This is a genomic window from Mesorhizobium sp. ISC11 (assembly GCF_037162595.1).
GTDB classification, from domain to species: Bacteria; Pseudomonadota; Alphaproteobacteria; order Rhizobiales; family Rhizobiaceae; genus Mesorhizobium; species Mesorhizobium ciceri.
In genome coordinates, this window is record NZ_JAVSPW010000001.1 from 4,489,822 (window position 1) to 4,504,412 (window position 14,591).

Annotated in this window: 14 protein-coding genes; all 14 read right to left on the reverse strand. The window is 63.7% G+C overall.

All coding sequences use genetic code 11. The annotated features are described in order from the left end of the window. Window positions 1-20: 20 nt before the first annotated feature. Window positions 21-1,049, reverse strand: coding sequence for an aminopeptidase (locus tag RPF88_RS21825; protein WP_442921284.1), 1,029 nt, complete (start codon window positions 1,047-1,049; stop codon window positions 21-23). Between the two features lie 121 nt (window positions 1,050-1,170). Beyond that, window positions 1,171-1,818, reverse strand: coding sequence for a class I SAM-dependent methyltransferase (locus RPF88_RS21830; protein WP_013528525.1), 648 nt, complete (start codon window positions 1,816-1,818; stop codon window positions 1,171-1,173). A 27-nt stretch (window positions 1,819-1,845) separates the two neighbouring features. Further along, window positions 1,846-2,817, reverse strand: coding sequence for a branched-chain amino acid ABC transporter permease (locus tag RPF88_RS21835; protein ID WP_024502115.1), 972 nt, complete (start codon window positions 2,815-2,817; stop codon window positions 1,846-1,848). Between the two features lie 22 nt (window positions 2,818-2,839). Then, complete coding sequence (locus tag RPF88_RS21840; RefSeq protein ID WP_024502116.1) at window positions 2,840-3,727, reverse strand: branched-chain amino acid ABC transporter permease; 888 nt, start codon at window positions 3,725-3,727, stop codon at window positions 2,840-2,842. Between the two features lie 7 nt (window positions 3,728-3,734). Then, window positions 3,735-4,445 (reverse strand): ABC transporter ATP-binding protein, encoded by a 711-nt coding sequence (locus RPF88_RS21845; protein ID WP_013528528.1) that lies wholly within the window; start codon window positions 4,443-4,445, stop codon window positions 3,735-3,737. Further along, on the reverse strand, window positions 4,438-5,217 hold the full coding sequence (locus RPF88_RS21850; protein WP_337123184.1) for an ABC transporter ATP-binding protein: 780 nt from the start codon (window positions 5,215-5,217) through the stop codon (window positions 4,438-4,440). Before RPF88_RS21850 ends, RPF88_RS21845 begins: the two co-directional genes overlap by 8 nt. A gap of 12 nt (window positions 5,218-5,229) precedes the next feature. Next, window positions 5,230-6,438, reverse strand: coding sequence for an ABC transporter substrate-binding protein (locus RPF88_RS21855; RefSeq protein ID WP_013528530.1), 1,209 nt, complete (start codon window positions 6,436-6,438; stop codon window positions 5,230-5,232). A 206-nt stretch (window positions 6,439-6,644) separates the two neighbouring features. After that, entirely contained in the window at window positions 6,645-8,408 is a 1,764-nt protein-coding gene (locus tag RPF88_RS21860) for an ABC transporter ATP-binding protein (RefSeq protein ID WP_064992775.1), read from the reverse strand. A gap of 46 nt (window positions 8,409-8,454) precedes the next feature. Beyond that, complete coding sequence (locus RPF88_RS21865; RefSeq protein ID WP_337123185.1) at window positions 8,455-9,399, reverse strand: acetamidase/formamidase family protein; 945 nt, start codon at window positions 9,397-9,399, stop codon at window positions 8,455-8,457. After that, the gene (locus tag RPF88_RS21870) at window positions 9,389-11,032 is read right to left on the reverse strand and encodes an ABC transporter substrate-binding protein (protein ID WP_127369941.1); all 1,644 of its coding nucleotides are present in this window, start codon (window positions 11,030-11,032) and stop codon (window positions 9,389-9,391) included. Before RPF88_RS21870 ends, RPF88_RS21865 begins: the two co-directional genes overlap by 11 nt. 33 nt (window positions 11,033-11,065) lie before the next feature. Next, complete coding sequence (locus RPF88_RS21875; protein ID WP_024502122.1) at window positions 11,066-11,986, reverse strand: ABC transporter permease; 921 nt, start codon at window positions 11,984-11,986, stop codon at window positions 11,066-11,068. Beyond that, window positions 11,983-12,849 carry an ABC transporter permease gene (locus RPF88_RS21880; protein ID WP_337123904.1) on the reverse strand — a complete coding sequence of 289 codons (867 nt, stop codon included), beginning with the start codon at window positions 12,847-12,849 and terminating at the stop codon, window positions 11,983-11,985. Before RPF88_RS21880 ends, RPF88_RS21875 begins: the two co-directional genes overlap by 4 nt. Before the next feature lie 19 nt (window positions 12,850-12,868). Beyond that, window positions 12,869-13,486: an ANTAR domain-containing response regulator gene (locus RPF88_RS21885; protein WP_337123186.1), complete on the reverse strand. Its 618-nt coding sequence runs from the start codon at window positions 13,484-13,486 to the stop codon at window positions 12,869-12,871. After that, on the reverse strand, window positions 13,483-14,577 hold the full coding sequence (locus RPF88_RS21890; protein ID WP_337123187.1) for a transporter substrate-binding protein: 1,095 nt from the start codon (window positions 14,575-14,577) through the stop codon (window positions 13,483-13,485). Before RPF88_RS21890 ends, RPF88_RS21885 begins: the two co-directional genes overlap by 4 nt. Between the last annotated feature and the right edge of the window lie 14 nt (window positions 14,578-14,591).

The window sequence follows — 14,591 nt, forward strand, 5'->3', positions numbered from 1 at the left end:
AGCCCTCCCATTTGGCCGGCTCAATAACAGCTATCCGCCGCCGCAAGGGCTTCGGCACGGTGAGCTTGGTCCAGTGCGCCAATCCGTCGGACTGACGCATAGAACCTGACATAGTCGCCCGAGCACAGATCGAACAGGCGGAGAAACGCGGTCACCCGATCGCTATAGACGGAAGTCGCGGCGAGCTTTGCATTGTTGATCGGGGAAGCGAACCAGGCATCGTATCCCCGGTATCGGCCCCAGCGCCTGTCGCGCATGTGTCGGTAGCGCATCCGCAGCCGTTCGATCGCGGCCGTCTTCGCGGCCAGTTTTTGCTCCGAGGTTCCGGCGTTGGAATAGACTTTCGCCAACTCGTCCCGTGTTTGCGACACCAGCGCAAGAAATTCAGCTTTGCGCCTCCGGGCGGCTTCGTAACGGCGCAATGCGGCGGTATCGCCAGCCGCGCGCAGCCATTTTCTCACGCCGGTCGTTTCGACGGCGACAGCGAACGACTCGTTGAATGCGGAATCGTCGTGCACGTAGACGCGCTGGTGGGCCAGTTCATGGAACACCAGCCCTGCAAGATAGGTTTTATCCTCGCTGAACATCGTGCTCAGCAGTGGGTCACTCGACCAGCCAAGCGTGGAATATGCGGTGATGCCCGTCACATAGACATCCATGCCGTGTCCTTGAAGTTCGGCAGCGGTTTCAATTGCGGACTTCCTGGAGAAATACCCCCGGTAGGGCACGCAGCCGAAAACGGGAAAACACCATGTTCGCGGCGTCAGCGAGAATGCCGGCGCGGCGAAGACGGCCCATGTCACCGAATCCCGGCCGATATCGACATAGCTGCGGTAGCTGCTGTTGTCGGGCAGCGCCAGTTCATCCGTTGCGAACTGTCGTATGGCGCTCGCCGATGCCATTCGAGCGCGCAATGCCTTCGGCGTCGAAGGGTCCTCGATCAGTTTTCCGACGTCCTGGCGCGCCGTCATGATCCGCAGATGACCCTGCACGGATTGCGCATAGTAGGAAACACTGGTGCAGCCGGTCACGCCGGACACCACGATCATAACGGCAACCAATCGAAAGAATGCGCGCATCACGATTTGCCCACAGCAGTGCTCCCGTACCGATCGGGCGATTGTCGCGATTGCCCCAGGTCCCAAGCAGCCGCATCGATTTGATCGAGGTCTATAGCTTTCTAAAGAATCCGGACAGGATATTCGGACCCACTTCCCCAGGGCGCAGTCTGATCCCGTCCTCGAAGCAGTTCAGCGTCATGCATTCGAAGCCGCTGTGTGCGAGGAGTGCCACCAGCGAGTCACGATCGAAGTGGTGGAGGTGCTCGTCGGGAAGACGCATACGCCACGTCCGGAACCAGGCGTCGCCGTCGGCGCCGAGCTCGCGCCAGCGGCAATAAGGGACGGCGACGGCCAGGTAGCGGGCCTTAAGCCGGGCGAGGAAACCCAGATCCGGGATATGCTCAAGCACATCGAACATGGCGACGAGATCCCACGAGTTGGAGAGCGCCTCATCCCAATCGACGAAGCGGACGCCCTTGGGCAGCGGAAACCTGGTTATGTCGCAGCCGGCGCAGTCGGCGACCCCGGTTATTTTCGCGGCTTCGATGAATGTGCCGGTGCCATATCCAATCTCCAGCACGGACCGGGGGATCTCGCCAGTGATCCCCAGCACCCAGCCGAGTCGCTGATATCCGAGCTTGATGGTCCGGTCACTCAGGTCCTCGTAATAGGAAATGTACTGCTTGTCATACTTGATCGGTTTGGAGTCGACCTGGTGGATCACGCCAAACCCGTCCACCGCGTAGTTGTCCAACATTGGCGTGCGGCCCCCAGGTTCCGGTGCTCAGTCCTTGCCCGCCCGCTTGAAAATCCGCGCATAAAATTCGCCGACGATGCCGCGCCGGAAGATCAGCACGCACACCATGAAGATGAGGCCGGTGGCGATGGTCACCGGAAAGCCGGAAGTGGCAAGCGTGTTTTCCAGGCCGATGACAAGGCTGGCGCCGATGATCGGCCCGACCATGGTGCCGATGCCGCCGAGAAGCGTCATCAGGATCACCTCGCCCGACATCTGCCAGGTGACGTCGGTGAGCGTGGCGAACTGGAAAACGATCGCCTTGAGCGAGCCGGCCAGCCCGGCCAGGGCCGCCGACATGACGAAGGCGCCCAGCTTGTAGTTGGCGACGGAATAGCCCAGCGAAATGGCGCGGTTCTCGTTCTCGCGGATCGAGCGCAGGATCATGCCGAACGGCGAGTTGACGATGCGCCAGATGGCGAAGACGCCGATCAGGAACACCGCCAGCACGAAGTAATACATGTTCAGCGAGACGTTCAGGTCGAGGACGCCAAGCAGCATGCCGCGCGGCACGCCCTGAATGCCGTCCTCGCCTTGCGTGAAGGGCGACTGCACGCAGAAGAAGAAGAACATCTGCGACAGCGCCAGCGTGATCATGGCGAAATAGATGCCTTGCCGGCGAATGGCGAAAAAGCCCATGACAAGGCCGAGCAAGGCCGCACCCGCCATGCCGAGCAGAATGCCGGCTTCCGGCGGCCAGCCCCAGACCTTGACGGCATGCGCGGTGAAGTAGGCGGCGCCGCCGAAGAAGGTGGCGTGGCCGAACGATAAGAGCCCGGTATAGCCGAGCAGAAGATTGAACGCGCAGGCAAACAGCGCGAAACACAGCATCTTCATCAGGAAGATCGGATAGATCAGGAAAGGCGCTACCAGCAGCGCCAGGATGCCGAGCCCGACCAGCATCCATTCCAGCCGTGCCGAGGTTTTGGCCGATGCCTCGCGAAGCGTCAGTTCGGTCATGTCAGATGTCCCTTCCGACATGTCAAGCGTCCCTTCCGAACAGGCCAGCCGGCCGGACCAGAAGCACGATGGCCATGATGACGAAGACCACGAGATTGGAGGCCTCGGGGTAGAAGACCTTGGTCAGGCCCTCGGCGAGGCCAAGCATGTAGCCGGTGACGATCGCACCGAGGATCGATCCCATGCCGCCGACCACCACCACCGCGAAGACGACGATGATGAGGTCCGATCCCATAAGCGGGCTCACCTGATAGATCGGTGCTGCTAGAATGCCGGCAAGCCCGGCCAGCGCGGAGCCAAGGCCGTAGGTGAGGGTCAGCAGCAACGGCACGTTGACGCCGAAAGCCTGGACGAGACGGGGATTCTCGGTTGCCGCGCGCAGATAGGATCCAAGCCTGGTCTTCTCGATCAGCGCCCAGGTGCCGAAGCAGACGATCAGCGAGGCGACCACGACCCAGCCGCGATAGTTGGGCAGGAACATGAAGCCGAGATTGGTGCCGCCGGCAAGCAGCGGCGGCACGGCGTAAGGGTTTCCCGAGACGCCGTAATAGTAGCGGAAGATGCCTTCGAGCACGAGCGCGAGGCCGAAGGTGAAGAGCAGCCCGTAGAGCGGATCGAGATCGTACAGCCTCGACAGCGCCAGGCGCTCGACCACGACGCCGAAGACGCCAACAATCAGCGGCACAAGGATCAAAGCGGGCCAATAGCCGATGCCGAGATGGGTGAGAAGCAGGTAGCCGACGAAGGCGCCGAACATATACTGGGCGCCATGGGCGAAATTGATGACGCGCAGCAAGCCGAATATGACAGCCAGGCCCAGGCTCAGCATGGCGTAGAACGAGCCGTTGATCAGGCCGACCAGCAACTGGCCGAGGAAGGCCTGAACCGGGATTCCGAAGATCATCGTCATGGCGCCATCATACACCCAGGACTTCGTGGAGCTGCGCCATGCGGTCCGGCAGTTCGCCGACCGGAAACCCCGCCACCACCTTGCCGTGCTCCATCAGATAGAAACGGTCGGCGACGCGACTGGCGAAGCGGAAGTTCTGCTCGACCAGCAGGATCGTCATGCCGCGCTTTTTCAACGTCGCCAGCAACGCGCCGATGCGCTGCACGATGACGGGAGCGAGCCCCTCCGTCGGTTCGTCGAGAAGCAGCATCTTCACGCCGGTTCGCAGCATGCGCGCGATCGCCAGCATCTGCTGTTCGCCGCCCGACAGCCTGGTGCCGGGACTGTTGCGCCGCTCCTTCAGATTGGGGAACAGATCGAATATCTCTTCGACGCTCATGCCGCCCTGCGCGACGACCGGCGGCAGAACCAGATTCTCGTCCACGGTCAGCGTTGCGAAGATGCCGCGCTCCTCCGGCACGAAGCCGATGCCTTGATGGGCGGTGCGGTGCAGCGGCAGCCGCATCAGGTCCTTGCCGTCGAAGGCGATCCGGCCGGTCCGCTTGCGGATCAACCCCATGATGGCGCGCAGCGTCGTCGTCTTGCCGACGCCATTGCGGCCGAGCAGCGTGACCGTCTCGCCGGCAAACACTTCCAGATCGACACCGTGCAGCGCATGGCCCTCGCCATACCAGGCGTTGAGGCCGGTGACGGCAAGCAGAGGTGCGGCACTAGTCATCGGCGGTGCCCATATAGGCGATCTTGACGCGCTCGTCGCGGCTAACGGTGGCGTAGTCGCCAGCGGCCAGCACCTCGCCGCGCTGCATGACCGTTATCCAGTCGCAAAGGTCGGCCACCACGGTCAGATTGTGCTCGACCATCAGCACGGCGCGATGCCTGGCAACCGAACGGATGAGGCTGGAAACCGTGGCCACGTCCTCATGCCCCATGCCGGCCATCGGCTCGTCCAGCAGCAGCACTTTCGGATCGAGCGCGAGCGTCGTGGCGATCTCCAGCACGCGTTTCCTGCCATAGGAAAGATCGCCGGCGAGCCTGTTCCTGGCGTCGTCGAGACCAACCGAGCGCAGCAATTCCTCGGCGCGCGGGGTCAGCCGGTCGAGCGCCGCGAGCGAGCGCCAGAACTGAACGCCGAGCCCTCCCGGCCGCTGCAGCGCGACGCGGACATTGTCGAGCACGCTGAGGTACGGAAAAATCGCCGATATCTGGAACGAGCGCACCAGCCCCATCCGCGCAACCCTGGCCGGCGAGGTGCGGGTGATGTCGTGGCCAAGCAGCTCGATCCTGCCGCTGGTCGGCGCCAGGAACTTGGTGAGCAGGTTGAAGACGGTCGTCTTGCCGGCGCCGTTGGGTCCGATCAGGGCATGGATGTTGCCATGGCGGACATCGAGATCGACGTTTTTGACGGCGATGAAGCCGGCAAAGTCGCGTCGCAACCCGCGGGCGGAAAGCACAACCCGCGGCTCGTTCGCGTCCAGGTCAGTCGGCGCCATCGGCCGCGCCGATCACTGGCCGGCCGTCGGACAGCCGCTTTCCTTCTCGCTGAGGAAGGCCTCGTTGCCTGGAATGGTGGCGAGATATTTGTAGTAGTCCCAATCCTTGGTGCTCTCGGCTGGCGACTTGACCTGGTAGAGGTACATGTCGTGGACCATGTTGCCGTCCGCCTGCACCTTGCCGTTGGTTATCACCGCGTCGTCCACAGGCATCGAATGCAGCTGCTTGGCGACGGCTTCGGTCTCGTCCGTGCCGGCCTTGTCGATCGCCTTCAAATACTGCGTCACCGCCGAATAGGTCGCGGCCTGGATCATGTTCGGCATGCGGTTGGTGCGCTTGAAGAAGCGCTGCCCGAATTCGCGGCTCTTGTCGTCGCGATCCCAGTAATAGCCTTCGGTCAACACGACGCCCTGCGCCGCCTGAAGGCCAAGCCCATGCACCTCGGCCAGCGTGAACAGGAGTGCGGCAAGACGCTGACCGCCCTGCACGATGCCGAATTCGGCCGCCTGCTTGATGGAGTTGGAGGTATCGAGGCCGGCATTGGCCAGGCCGATGACCTTGGCGCCCGACGATTGCGCCTGCAGCAGGAAGGACGAATAATCGGTCGATCCCAAGGGATAACGCACCTCGCCCAGCACCTTGCCGCCATGGCTTTCGACGAACTTGGTGGTCTGATCCTTCAGCGAATAGCCGAATGCATAGTCGACGGTGACGAAGAACCAGCTGTCGCCGCCCTGCTGCACGAGAGAGCCGCCGGTACCCACCGCCTGCGAGTGAGTGTCATAGGCCCAGTGGAAGCCGTAGGGCGAGCACTGTTTGCCGGTCAGCTCCGTGGTTGCCGCGCCGGTGACGATGTCGATCTTCTTCTTTTCCTTGGAAATCCCCTGGACGGCGAGCGCTACCGAAGAGGTCGTCAGTTCCATGATGGCATCGACTTGCTCGGTGTCGTACCACTGCCGGGCGATGTTGGAGGCGATATCCGGCTTGTTCTGGTGGTCGGCGCTGATGATTTCTATCGGCGCTCCCTGCACCTTGCCGCCGAAATCCTCAACGGCCATCTTGGCCGCCTCGACCGACCACTTGCCGCCGAAGTCGGCGTAGACGCCCGACTGGTCGTTGAGGATGCCGATCTTGACCTTGCCGTCGGAAATTTCGGCGGCCGAAGCGGGGATCGCGGATGCGGCGAGAAGTGCCGCGGAAACGAAAAGGCTTACCTTCATGGTTGACTTCCTCCCATAGCGATAAATCCGACCGACCCTCCTACGATCGATCATCGCAATGGTATTGAACATGAGGAAGATAGGGACAGAGGGCAAGAGGCCGTTAGGGATTTAGTGTTCGAAGCGATACGGTTTGGCGGCGGAACGCGAGCCTTGGGCGAGAGATAGAGACACAAACATGTGAACCGCCCGGCGGCAGTGCCGGCTCAGCCCTCGGCGGCGACGAGGTGGCCGTTGCCGACATCCCTCAGCGCCAGTTTCAGCGGCGCCTCGCCGATCCTGCGGGTGGCGCTCGGGATTTCCTGGTCGAGGCGCGCGAAGCGGCTTCTGCGCTGCGCGGGATCGGGCACGGGCACGGCTTCGATCAGGCGCCTGGTGTAGGGATGGCGCGGGTTGGAAAAGACCTGGTCGCGGGTGCCCATCTCGACGATCTGGCCGAGATACATGACGGCGACGCGGTCGGAGATGTTCTCGACCACCGCCATGTCATGCGAGATGAAGAGATAGGCGACGCCGAATTCGCGCTGCAACTCCTTCAACAGATCGAGCACGCGCGCCTGCACCGAGACGTCGAGCGCCGAGACGCTTTCGTCGGCGATGATCAGCTTCGGCCGCAGTGCAAGCGCGCGGGCAATGCAGACGCGCTGGCGCTGGCCGCCGGAGAATTCATGCGGATAGAGTTCCATCTGGTCGGCCGACAGGCCGACGCGCTCGAACAGCGCCGCGACACGCTCGCTGCGCTCTTCCTTCGAGGCGATACCGTGGATCAGCAGCGGCTCGGCGACGAGGTCGCCGACACGCATGCGCGGGTCCAACGAGGCATAGGGGTCCTGGAAAATCATCTGCACGTCGCGGCGCACCGCCTTGCGCTCGTCGCGGCCGAGGCCGGACAGATTGCGGCCGCCAATGGCGATGTCGCCGCTGTAGGGCACCAGTCCGGCCAGCGCCTTGGCGGTGGTCGACTTGCCACAACCGGATTCGCCGACCAGCGCCAGCGTCTCGTTGGGCGCGATCGAGAAGCTGACGCCTTCGACGGCGTGGACGCGACGAGTGACCCGGCCGAAGAAGCCGCCATGCAGGTCGAAACGGACATGCAGGTCCTTGACGTCAGCGACATTGGCCGGCGTTGCCGTCTCGGCACTCCTGGATTCCTGGCGACCGATACCGCTGCCGATGCGCGGCACGGCAGCCAGCAGCTCGCGCGTGTAGCCGGCTTGCGGCCTGGCGAAAATGTCAGCGGTTTTTCCCTCTTCGACCATGCGGCCATGCCGCATGATGATGACGCGGTCGGCCATTTCGGCGACGACGCCCATGTCATGAGTGATGAGGATGACGCTGGTGCCATGCTGGCGCTGCAGATCGCGCAAAAGTTCCAGCACCTCGCCTTGCACGGTGACGTCGAGCGCCGTCGTCGGCTCGTCGGCGATCAGCACGTCCGGCTCGAGCGCCAGCGCCATGGCGATCATCACCCGCTGGCGCATGCCGCCGGACAGTTCGTGCGGAAACTGCTTTAGCCGGCTTTCGGCTTCCGAAATGCGCACCGCCTTCAGCGCCTCGATGGCACGCTGGCGAGCCTCGCTCTGCGACAGGGAGGTATGCGCCTCGATGGATTCGGTGAGCTGCCGGCCGATCGACAGCACCGGGTTGAGTGAGGTCATCGGCTCCTGGAAGATCATGGCGATGCGGTTGCCGCGAATGCGCCGCATCCGGCGCTCGTCCAGAATCGTCAGATCTGTATCGCCGAGATGGACCTTGCCGGATGAAATCCTGGCGGCAGGCTGCGGCAGAAGCTGCATGATGGCCAGAGCGGTCATCGATTTGCCGGAGCCGGATTCACCGGCAATGCACAGCGTCTCGCCACGAGACAACGTCAGCGACAGGTCGGAGACGACCTCGCGCTCGCCCTCCTCGCCGCGCACGCTGACGGAGAGGTTGGCGATGTCGAGTATGGGTTCGCTGGCGGCGATCATTGCGCGCGTGACCTGGAGAGGGATTTACTCCGGCACACCCCCCTCCTCATTCAAACACGCAGCGCGGAAAGTAGAACGACACCACCCAGTTCGGCATGTCGACGATCTCGCTGATGCGGAGATCGCCGCAGACCGAGGCCAGCATATAGGCCTCGACTGGGTCGATGTGATAACGACCGGCGAGCAGGTCGACCATCTGCGCAACCGCTTCCCTGGCGCCGGTCATCAGGTCCGGACCGATGCCGGTCGTCACCTCATAGCCCTTGGCGTCGAGATGGCGCGTCACCGGGCCTGGCGTGGTGAAGCGCGGCGTCTTCAGCCTGGCATCCTTGACCAGGTCGAGCTTGAGCACGACGTCCATCGGACTTTCGATCGCCGTGCCGCAGACCTCGCCGTCACCTTGCGCGGCATGGGTGTCGCCGGCCGAAAACAGCGCGCCCGCCACTTCCACCGGCAGATAGAGCGTGGTGCCGGCGGCGAGATCGCGGATGTCGAGATTGCCGCCGACGCGCCTTGGCGGCACCACCGAGTGGTGGCCCTTTTCCGCCAGCGCGTTGCCTATGGTGCCGGCGAAGGGTTTCAACGGCACACGCGCATTCTTGCCGAACAGCGCCGGCTCGAGCGAGGCGGCGTCGTATTTCCAGATGTTCAGCGCCGGCTCCTTGAAGTCGTCGGCGAGCAGCCCAAAGCCCGGAATGTTGGCCGTCCAGCCGAAGCCGGACGGCTTGAACATCTCGATCGTCACCTTCAGCGCGTCACCCGGCTCGGCGCCCTCGACGAAGATCGGCCCGGTCACCGGATTGACGGTGGCGAAGTCGAGCTTGGCGACGTCGGCGACCGTGCTGCCGGCCTGCAACTGGCCGCCGGAGGAATCGAGGCACTGGAACTCGATCGTCGAGCCGGGCGCCACCCGCTCGGCCGGGGCAAACGAATTGTCCCAGCCGAAATGATGTTGGCGCCCGTGGATGGTGTAGTCGCAGTTATTGCACATCTTTTACGTACACATTGTCGTAGTTGATCGGGATATGAACCGGGTCGACATAGAGGTTGTCGGCGCCGCCCATGCGCGCCGATTTCATGGTGAAGCGCTGCTCGTTGAAGACCGGCGCCCAGGGCGCGTCTTCCATCACCTTGTCGTAGATGGCGCTCCACATCTTGTCGCGTTCGCCTGATTTAGCCGGGTCGACCACCGAGTCGGCCTCGGCCGCCTTGGCGTCGAGATCCTTGTTGCAATACCACGACCAGTTCCAGCCGCCCGGCACCGCACCGGCGCAGCCGAGGATCGGGCCGTAGAAGTTCGACGGATCCGGGAAGTCGGCGATCCAGGCCATGCCGCCGGACCAGATCATCGGTGCGCCGGCCTTGTCGCCGCCGGCGGCAATCACGTTTGCCTGCGCCAGCGACTGGATGCTTGCCTTGATGCCGATCGCCGCCAGATCCTGCTGGATCGCCTGGGCGATGCGCGGGTTGGGATCGGTGTTCATGGCAAACAGCTGTGTCTCGAAGCCGTCGGGGTGGCCAGCCTCTGCGAGCAGCGCCTTGGCCTTGGCGACGTCATAGGGATAGCCCTTGTATTCCTTGTCGTAGCCCGGCATCGACGGCGGCAGCGGCTGGTTGGCCGGCACGGCGCGGCCGTTGATGATCTGGATGACGCGCGCCTTGTTGATCGCCATGTTGACCGCCTGGCGCACCTTAACATTGTCGAACGGCGCCATGGTGGTGTTCATGGTGACATAGCCGGTGTGCAGTTGGCCGCCTTCGACGACGCGTGCCTTCTGCTCGGGATCGGCCATCACCTCCTGGAATTTTGCTGGCGGAATGCCGTCGCCGGGGACGTCGATCTCGCCCTTCTGCAGGCGCAGCAGCGCCACGATCGGCTCCTGGCCGATCTCGAAGGTGATCTTGTCCAGATGCGGCAGGCCCTTGTGCCAGTAGTCCGCATTGCGCTCGAAGACGATGCGCTGGCCGAGCGTCCACTCGGCGAGCTTGAAGGCGCCGGTGCCGACCGGATGCTTGCCGAAATCGGCGCCGTATTTCTCGACCTCTTCCTTCGGCACGACATGGGCGAAGTTGATGGCCATCACATGCAGGAAGGTGGCGTCGGGGCGGGTCAATTCGAACTTGACCGTGTAAGGGTCGACGACGGTGACGCCGGAGAGGCTCTCGGCCTTGCCGGCGGCGACATCGTCATAGCCCTTGATCGAGCCGAAGAAGCCGGCGCCGGGGCTCTGCGTCTTCGGATTGGTGACGCGGTCGAGCGAATATTTCACGTCGTCGGCCGTCATCTCGCGACCATTGTGGAATTTCACGCCATGGCGCAGCTTGAAGGTGAAGGTCTTGCCGTCGGGCGAAATCTCGTAGCTTTCGGCGAGGTCGGGTTTCAAATTGGTGGTGCCCGGCTCGTAGTCCATCAACCCGTCGAACAGGCTCTTGATCATCGACCAGTTCTGCCAGTCATAGCCGATCGCCGGATCGAGCGTGGCGACGTCGTCCTTGTAGGTGATGGTGATGGCGCCGCCCTGCTTGGCGTTCGGATCGACGGCGTCCTCGGCGCGAACGCTCGTCACGCCGAGCATCAGCGCCAGCGCCGATGCCGCTACCGTGGATGCGAGAAACTTTTTCATTTTTATGTTCCCTTTCTCTGTTTGGTTTTCATTTCATCTGAGCTTGATGCGGGGGTCGATGAAGGGCGCGATAATGTCGGCCAGCAGATTGCCCAGCACGATGGCGAAGGCCGACACCAGCGTCACACCCATGATGATCGGGATGTCGACGCGCTGGATGGCCTGCCAGGCGAGCTGGCCGATGCCGGGCCAGCCGAATACGCTTTCGACGACGACGATGCCGCCCATGAAGATGCCTATGTCGATGCCGATCATGGCGATCACCGGCAGGATGGCGTTGGGCAGCGCATGGCGGAACAGGATAGCTCGCCGCGCCAGGCCTTTGGCGCGGGCGGTGCGCACGTAATCCTGGCGCAGCACGTCGATCATCGACGAGCGCATCATGCGCGCGTACCAGCCGGCGCCGAGGATTCCCATGGTCAGTGACGGCAGCACCAGATGACGCCAGGTGCCGTAGCCGCCGATCGGGAACCAGCTGAGCCGCACGGCAAAGACGTAGAGCAGCAGCAGACCGACGACGAATTGCGGCGCCGAGACGCCGACGAAGGAGGCGACCATCAGCGTCTGGTCAGTGGCGGTGCCGCGCTTGACGGCGGCGATCAGGCCCATGCTCAGGCCGAGCAACAGCTCGCACAGGATGGCGCCGACCATCAGCAACAGGCTGGCCGGCAGCCGCGAAACGATCAGCTCGGTGACTTCGGAGCGCTGGATGTAGGAGCGGCCGAGATCGCCGCTGACGAGCTTCGTGAGATAGCGCCAGTACTGGACGACGAACGGCTGGTCGAGGCCGAGCTGCTGGCGGATGTTCTCGACCGTCTGCGGCGTGGCACTGCGGCCGGCGATCTGGCGCACCGGATCGGCCGGCAGGAGATAGAGCAGAGCGAAGGTGATCAGCGAGACGCCGAGCAGGATCAGCAGCGACTGGATGAGGCGGCGGCCGAGATAGGCGATCATGCCCGGCCTCTTTGCGTCGGATCGAGGATGTCGCGCAGCGCATCACCGATCAGGTTGAAGGCCAGCGCCAGCGCCAGGATCGCGGCACCGGGGAAGAACACCAGCCAGGGTGCGGCCTGGAAATAGGTCTGGTTCTCGAAGATGATGTTGCCCCAGGACGCCGTGGGCGGCTGGACGCCGATGCCGAGGAAGGAGAGTGTCGCCTCGAGCAGCACGGTGGTCGAAATGCCGAGCGTGCCCCAGACGATGATGGTCGGTAAGAGATGCGGCAGGATGTGGCGAAACAGGATGCGCGGCGCGCTCGCGCCGATGGTGCGTTCGGCATCGATGAACTCACGCTCCGCCAGCGATGAGGTCTCGGTGTAGATGACGCGGGCGGTCTGCACCCAGTTGACCAAAGCGATGACCATGGCGACGATCCACAGGCTGGGCTCGAACACCGCGGCCAGGCAAATGGCGAGCAGCAGTGCCGGAAACGCCATCATCAAATCGGTGAAACGCATCAGCGCGCTGCCGATCCAGCCACGGAAATAGCCGGCGACAACACCGACCAGCGTGCCAATGAACAGCGCCACGCCATTGGCGACGATGCCGATGATCAGCGAGGTGCGGGCGCCGTAGAGGATGCGGGTCAGGAGGTCGCGGCCGAGCAAGTCGGTGCCCAGCCAGAATTTTGCATCCGGCGGCAAGGGCGAGCCCTCGATGGTCAGGCCGTCGAACATCTGCTCGTTGGGATCATAGCCGGTCAGCCATGGCGCCAGCACGGCGCCGGCAACGACGATGGCGACGATGACCAGCCCGAGCAGTGCCAGACGGCGCCTGACCAGCCGGCGCCAGACGCCGACGCGCGGCTTGAGCGGCATGCGCCCTGGCGCGGTGAGATCAGGCGCGATGGGACTGGTCATCGCCGCCTTCTTCCCCTGTTGCTTCTTCACTTGTCATGGCCACGATCCGCCGCGCGGCATCCTCGACGCTGATCTGCCAGCTCATCGCCAGCGAGCGCAGCTGCGCATAGGCGCGGCCGTCATCGGCGCCTTTCGCCAGTGCCGTCACCGCGCGCACGATGGTCTGGCGCTCGGCAACGCGCTGGCGAAGCGAGGCGATCTCGCTGGCCAGGTGTTTTCGCGCCTCGAAACTCTGGCGCGCGATCAGCAGCGCGCTGTAGACGCCGGCATTGCCGACCGGCTTCAGCAGCTGCGCATCGGCCTTATGCGACAGCGCCCATTCGATGCGGCCCGGCGCCTCGGAACCGATCAGCGCCACCAGCGGCATCGGCGCTTCACCCGGCTTCCAGGGGAATTGCTCGTCAAAGCCGAGATCGGCGTCGAAGAAGACGAAATCGGCGGCCAGCGCCTCGGGCGGCAGTTCCGGCCAGCAATCCAGCGTGATCAGCCCGATGGCCGACAATTGCCTGTTGATCGCCTGCACCGTCGGATGTGGGCGATGCAGGATAAACGCCCTGGCGCCGCCGAGATTGGGGATGCGTGGGGCTCTGGTCACGACACCACCCTCAGGCGCGGGCGGCCGAATGTTTTTGCCGGGTCGTAGCGCGACAGATACGGATCCGGCGCGACTTCGTCCTCGCGGCTGACAACCTCGAAGAAGCCATCCGCGATCCGCCCGATGATCACCGGCAGTGTCGCGTGCTGCGAGTGGGCGTCGATGGCGATCGGACCGAGCCGGGTGGAGAAGCGGCGTTCGGCGAAGGCTTTGGAGAATTCCGCCGGACCGGCGTCGGGATTGCTGGAGAGCACGTCGGCCATCACCTGCACCGAGGCATAGGCGGAGGCCTCGAAGGATGAGGCAAAGGCAGCCGGGCGCGGCGCGAAATACGGCCCGACCGACAGATGTCCCTTGCCGGATTCACCGATCGCCGGCAGCTCACCTTCGGTCAGGTTGCAGGAGATGACGGGGCAAGTCCCGGGACTGAAGGCGGCATCCTCGTGACCCAGGTCGCGATAGGCCGCGAGGAAGGCGTAGGACGAGGTGCCGATCAAATTGTTGAGGATGAAGTTCGGCCGCGTGGCGCGGATCTCCGCGATCAGCCGCGACACGTCGGTCTCGCCGATGCGCAGATAGCGTTCGCCCAGCACCTTGCCGCCGGCATCCGCGATCAGGTCGCGCGCGACGCGATTCATCTCCCAGCCCCAGATGTAGTTCGAGCCGAGCAGGAAGCCGTTGGCGCCGAAACGCGGCACGACATGCGCCATCAGCGGCACCAGATGCTGGTTGGGGCAGGCGTGCATGTAGACGACATGCTCATTGGCTTCGAAGCCCTCATAGGGGCAGGCGTACCAGAGCATGCCGCCGGCTTTCTCCAAGACCGGAATGGTTTCCTTGCGGCTCCAGGAGGTGACGCAGCCGATGACATGGCGTGCGCTGCTGGTCTTGAAGATATCTTCGCAAAGCGTTGCGTAGCGGTCCGCATTGCTTTGCGGATCGCGCTCCACCGGCACCAGTTCGATGCCTGAGCTGCGATCGGCGTTGATGTCGGCTATGGCACGCATGGCACCGATGCGGCACGCATCGGAGACGAGCCGATAGCTCCCCGAGCGGGAATACAGGATGCCGATCTCGATGCGCCGTTTCAAACAGGACCCCAGAA

What these genes read in the sequence shown, in the direction of transcription:
- RPF88_RS21855 (WP_013528530.1), bottom strand. Translation starts at nt 6,438, where the DNA reads ATGAAGGTAAGCCTTTTCGTTTCCGCGGCACTTCTCGCCGCATCCGCG.
- RPF88_RS21845 (WP_013528528.1), bottom strand. Translation starts at nt 4,445, where the DNA reads ATGACTAGTGCCGCACCTCTGCTTGCCGTCACCGGCCTCAACGCCTGG.
- RPF88_RS21865 (WP_337123185.1), bottom strand. Translation starts at nt 9,399, where the DNA reads ATGTGCAATAACTGCGACTACACCATCCACGGGCGCCAACATCATTTC.
- RPF88_RS21835 (WP_024502115.1), bottom strand. Translation starts at nt 2,817, where the DNA reads ATGACCGAACTGACGCTTCGCGAGGCATCGGCCAAAACCTCGGCACGG.
- RPF88_RS21825 (WP_442921284.1), bottom strand. Translation starts at nt 1,049, where the DNA reads ATGATCGTGGTGTCCGGCGTGACCGGCTGCACCAGTGTTTCCTACTAT.
- RPF88_RS21880 (WP_337123904.1), bottom strand. Translation starts at nt 12,849, where the DNA reads ATGCCGCTCAAGCCGCGCGTCGGCGTCTGGCGCCGGCTGGTCAGGCGC.
- RPF88_RS21850 (WP_337123184.1), bottom strand. Translation starts at nt 5,217, where the DNA reads ATGGCGCCGACTGACCTGGACGCGAACGAGCCGCGGGTTGTGCTTTCC.
- RPF88_RS21840 (WP_024502116.1), bottom strand. Translation starts at nt 3,727, where the DNA reads ATGACGATGATCTTCGGAATCCCGGTTCAGGCCTTCCTCGGCCAGTTG.
- RPF88_RS21860 (WP_064992775.1), bottom strand. Translation starts at nt 8,408, where the DNA reads ATGATCGCCGCCAGCGAACCCATACTCGACATCGCCAACCTCTCCGTC.
- RPF88_RS21830 (WP_013528525.1), bottom strand. Translation starts at nt 1,818, where the DNA reads ATGTTGGACAACTACGCGGTGGACGGGTTTGGCGTGATCCACCAGGTC.
- RPF88_RS21870 (WP_127369941.1), bottom strand. Translation starts at nt 11,032, where the DNA reads ATGAAAAAGTTTCTCGCATCCACGGTAGCGGCATCGGCGCTGGCGCTG.
- RPF88_RS21875 (WP_024502122.1), bottom strand. Translation starts at nt 11,986, where the DNA reads ATGATCGCCTATCTCGGCCGCCGCCTCATCCAGTCGCTGCTGATCCTG.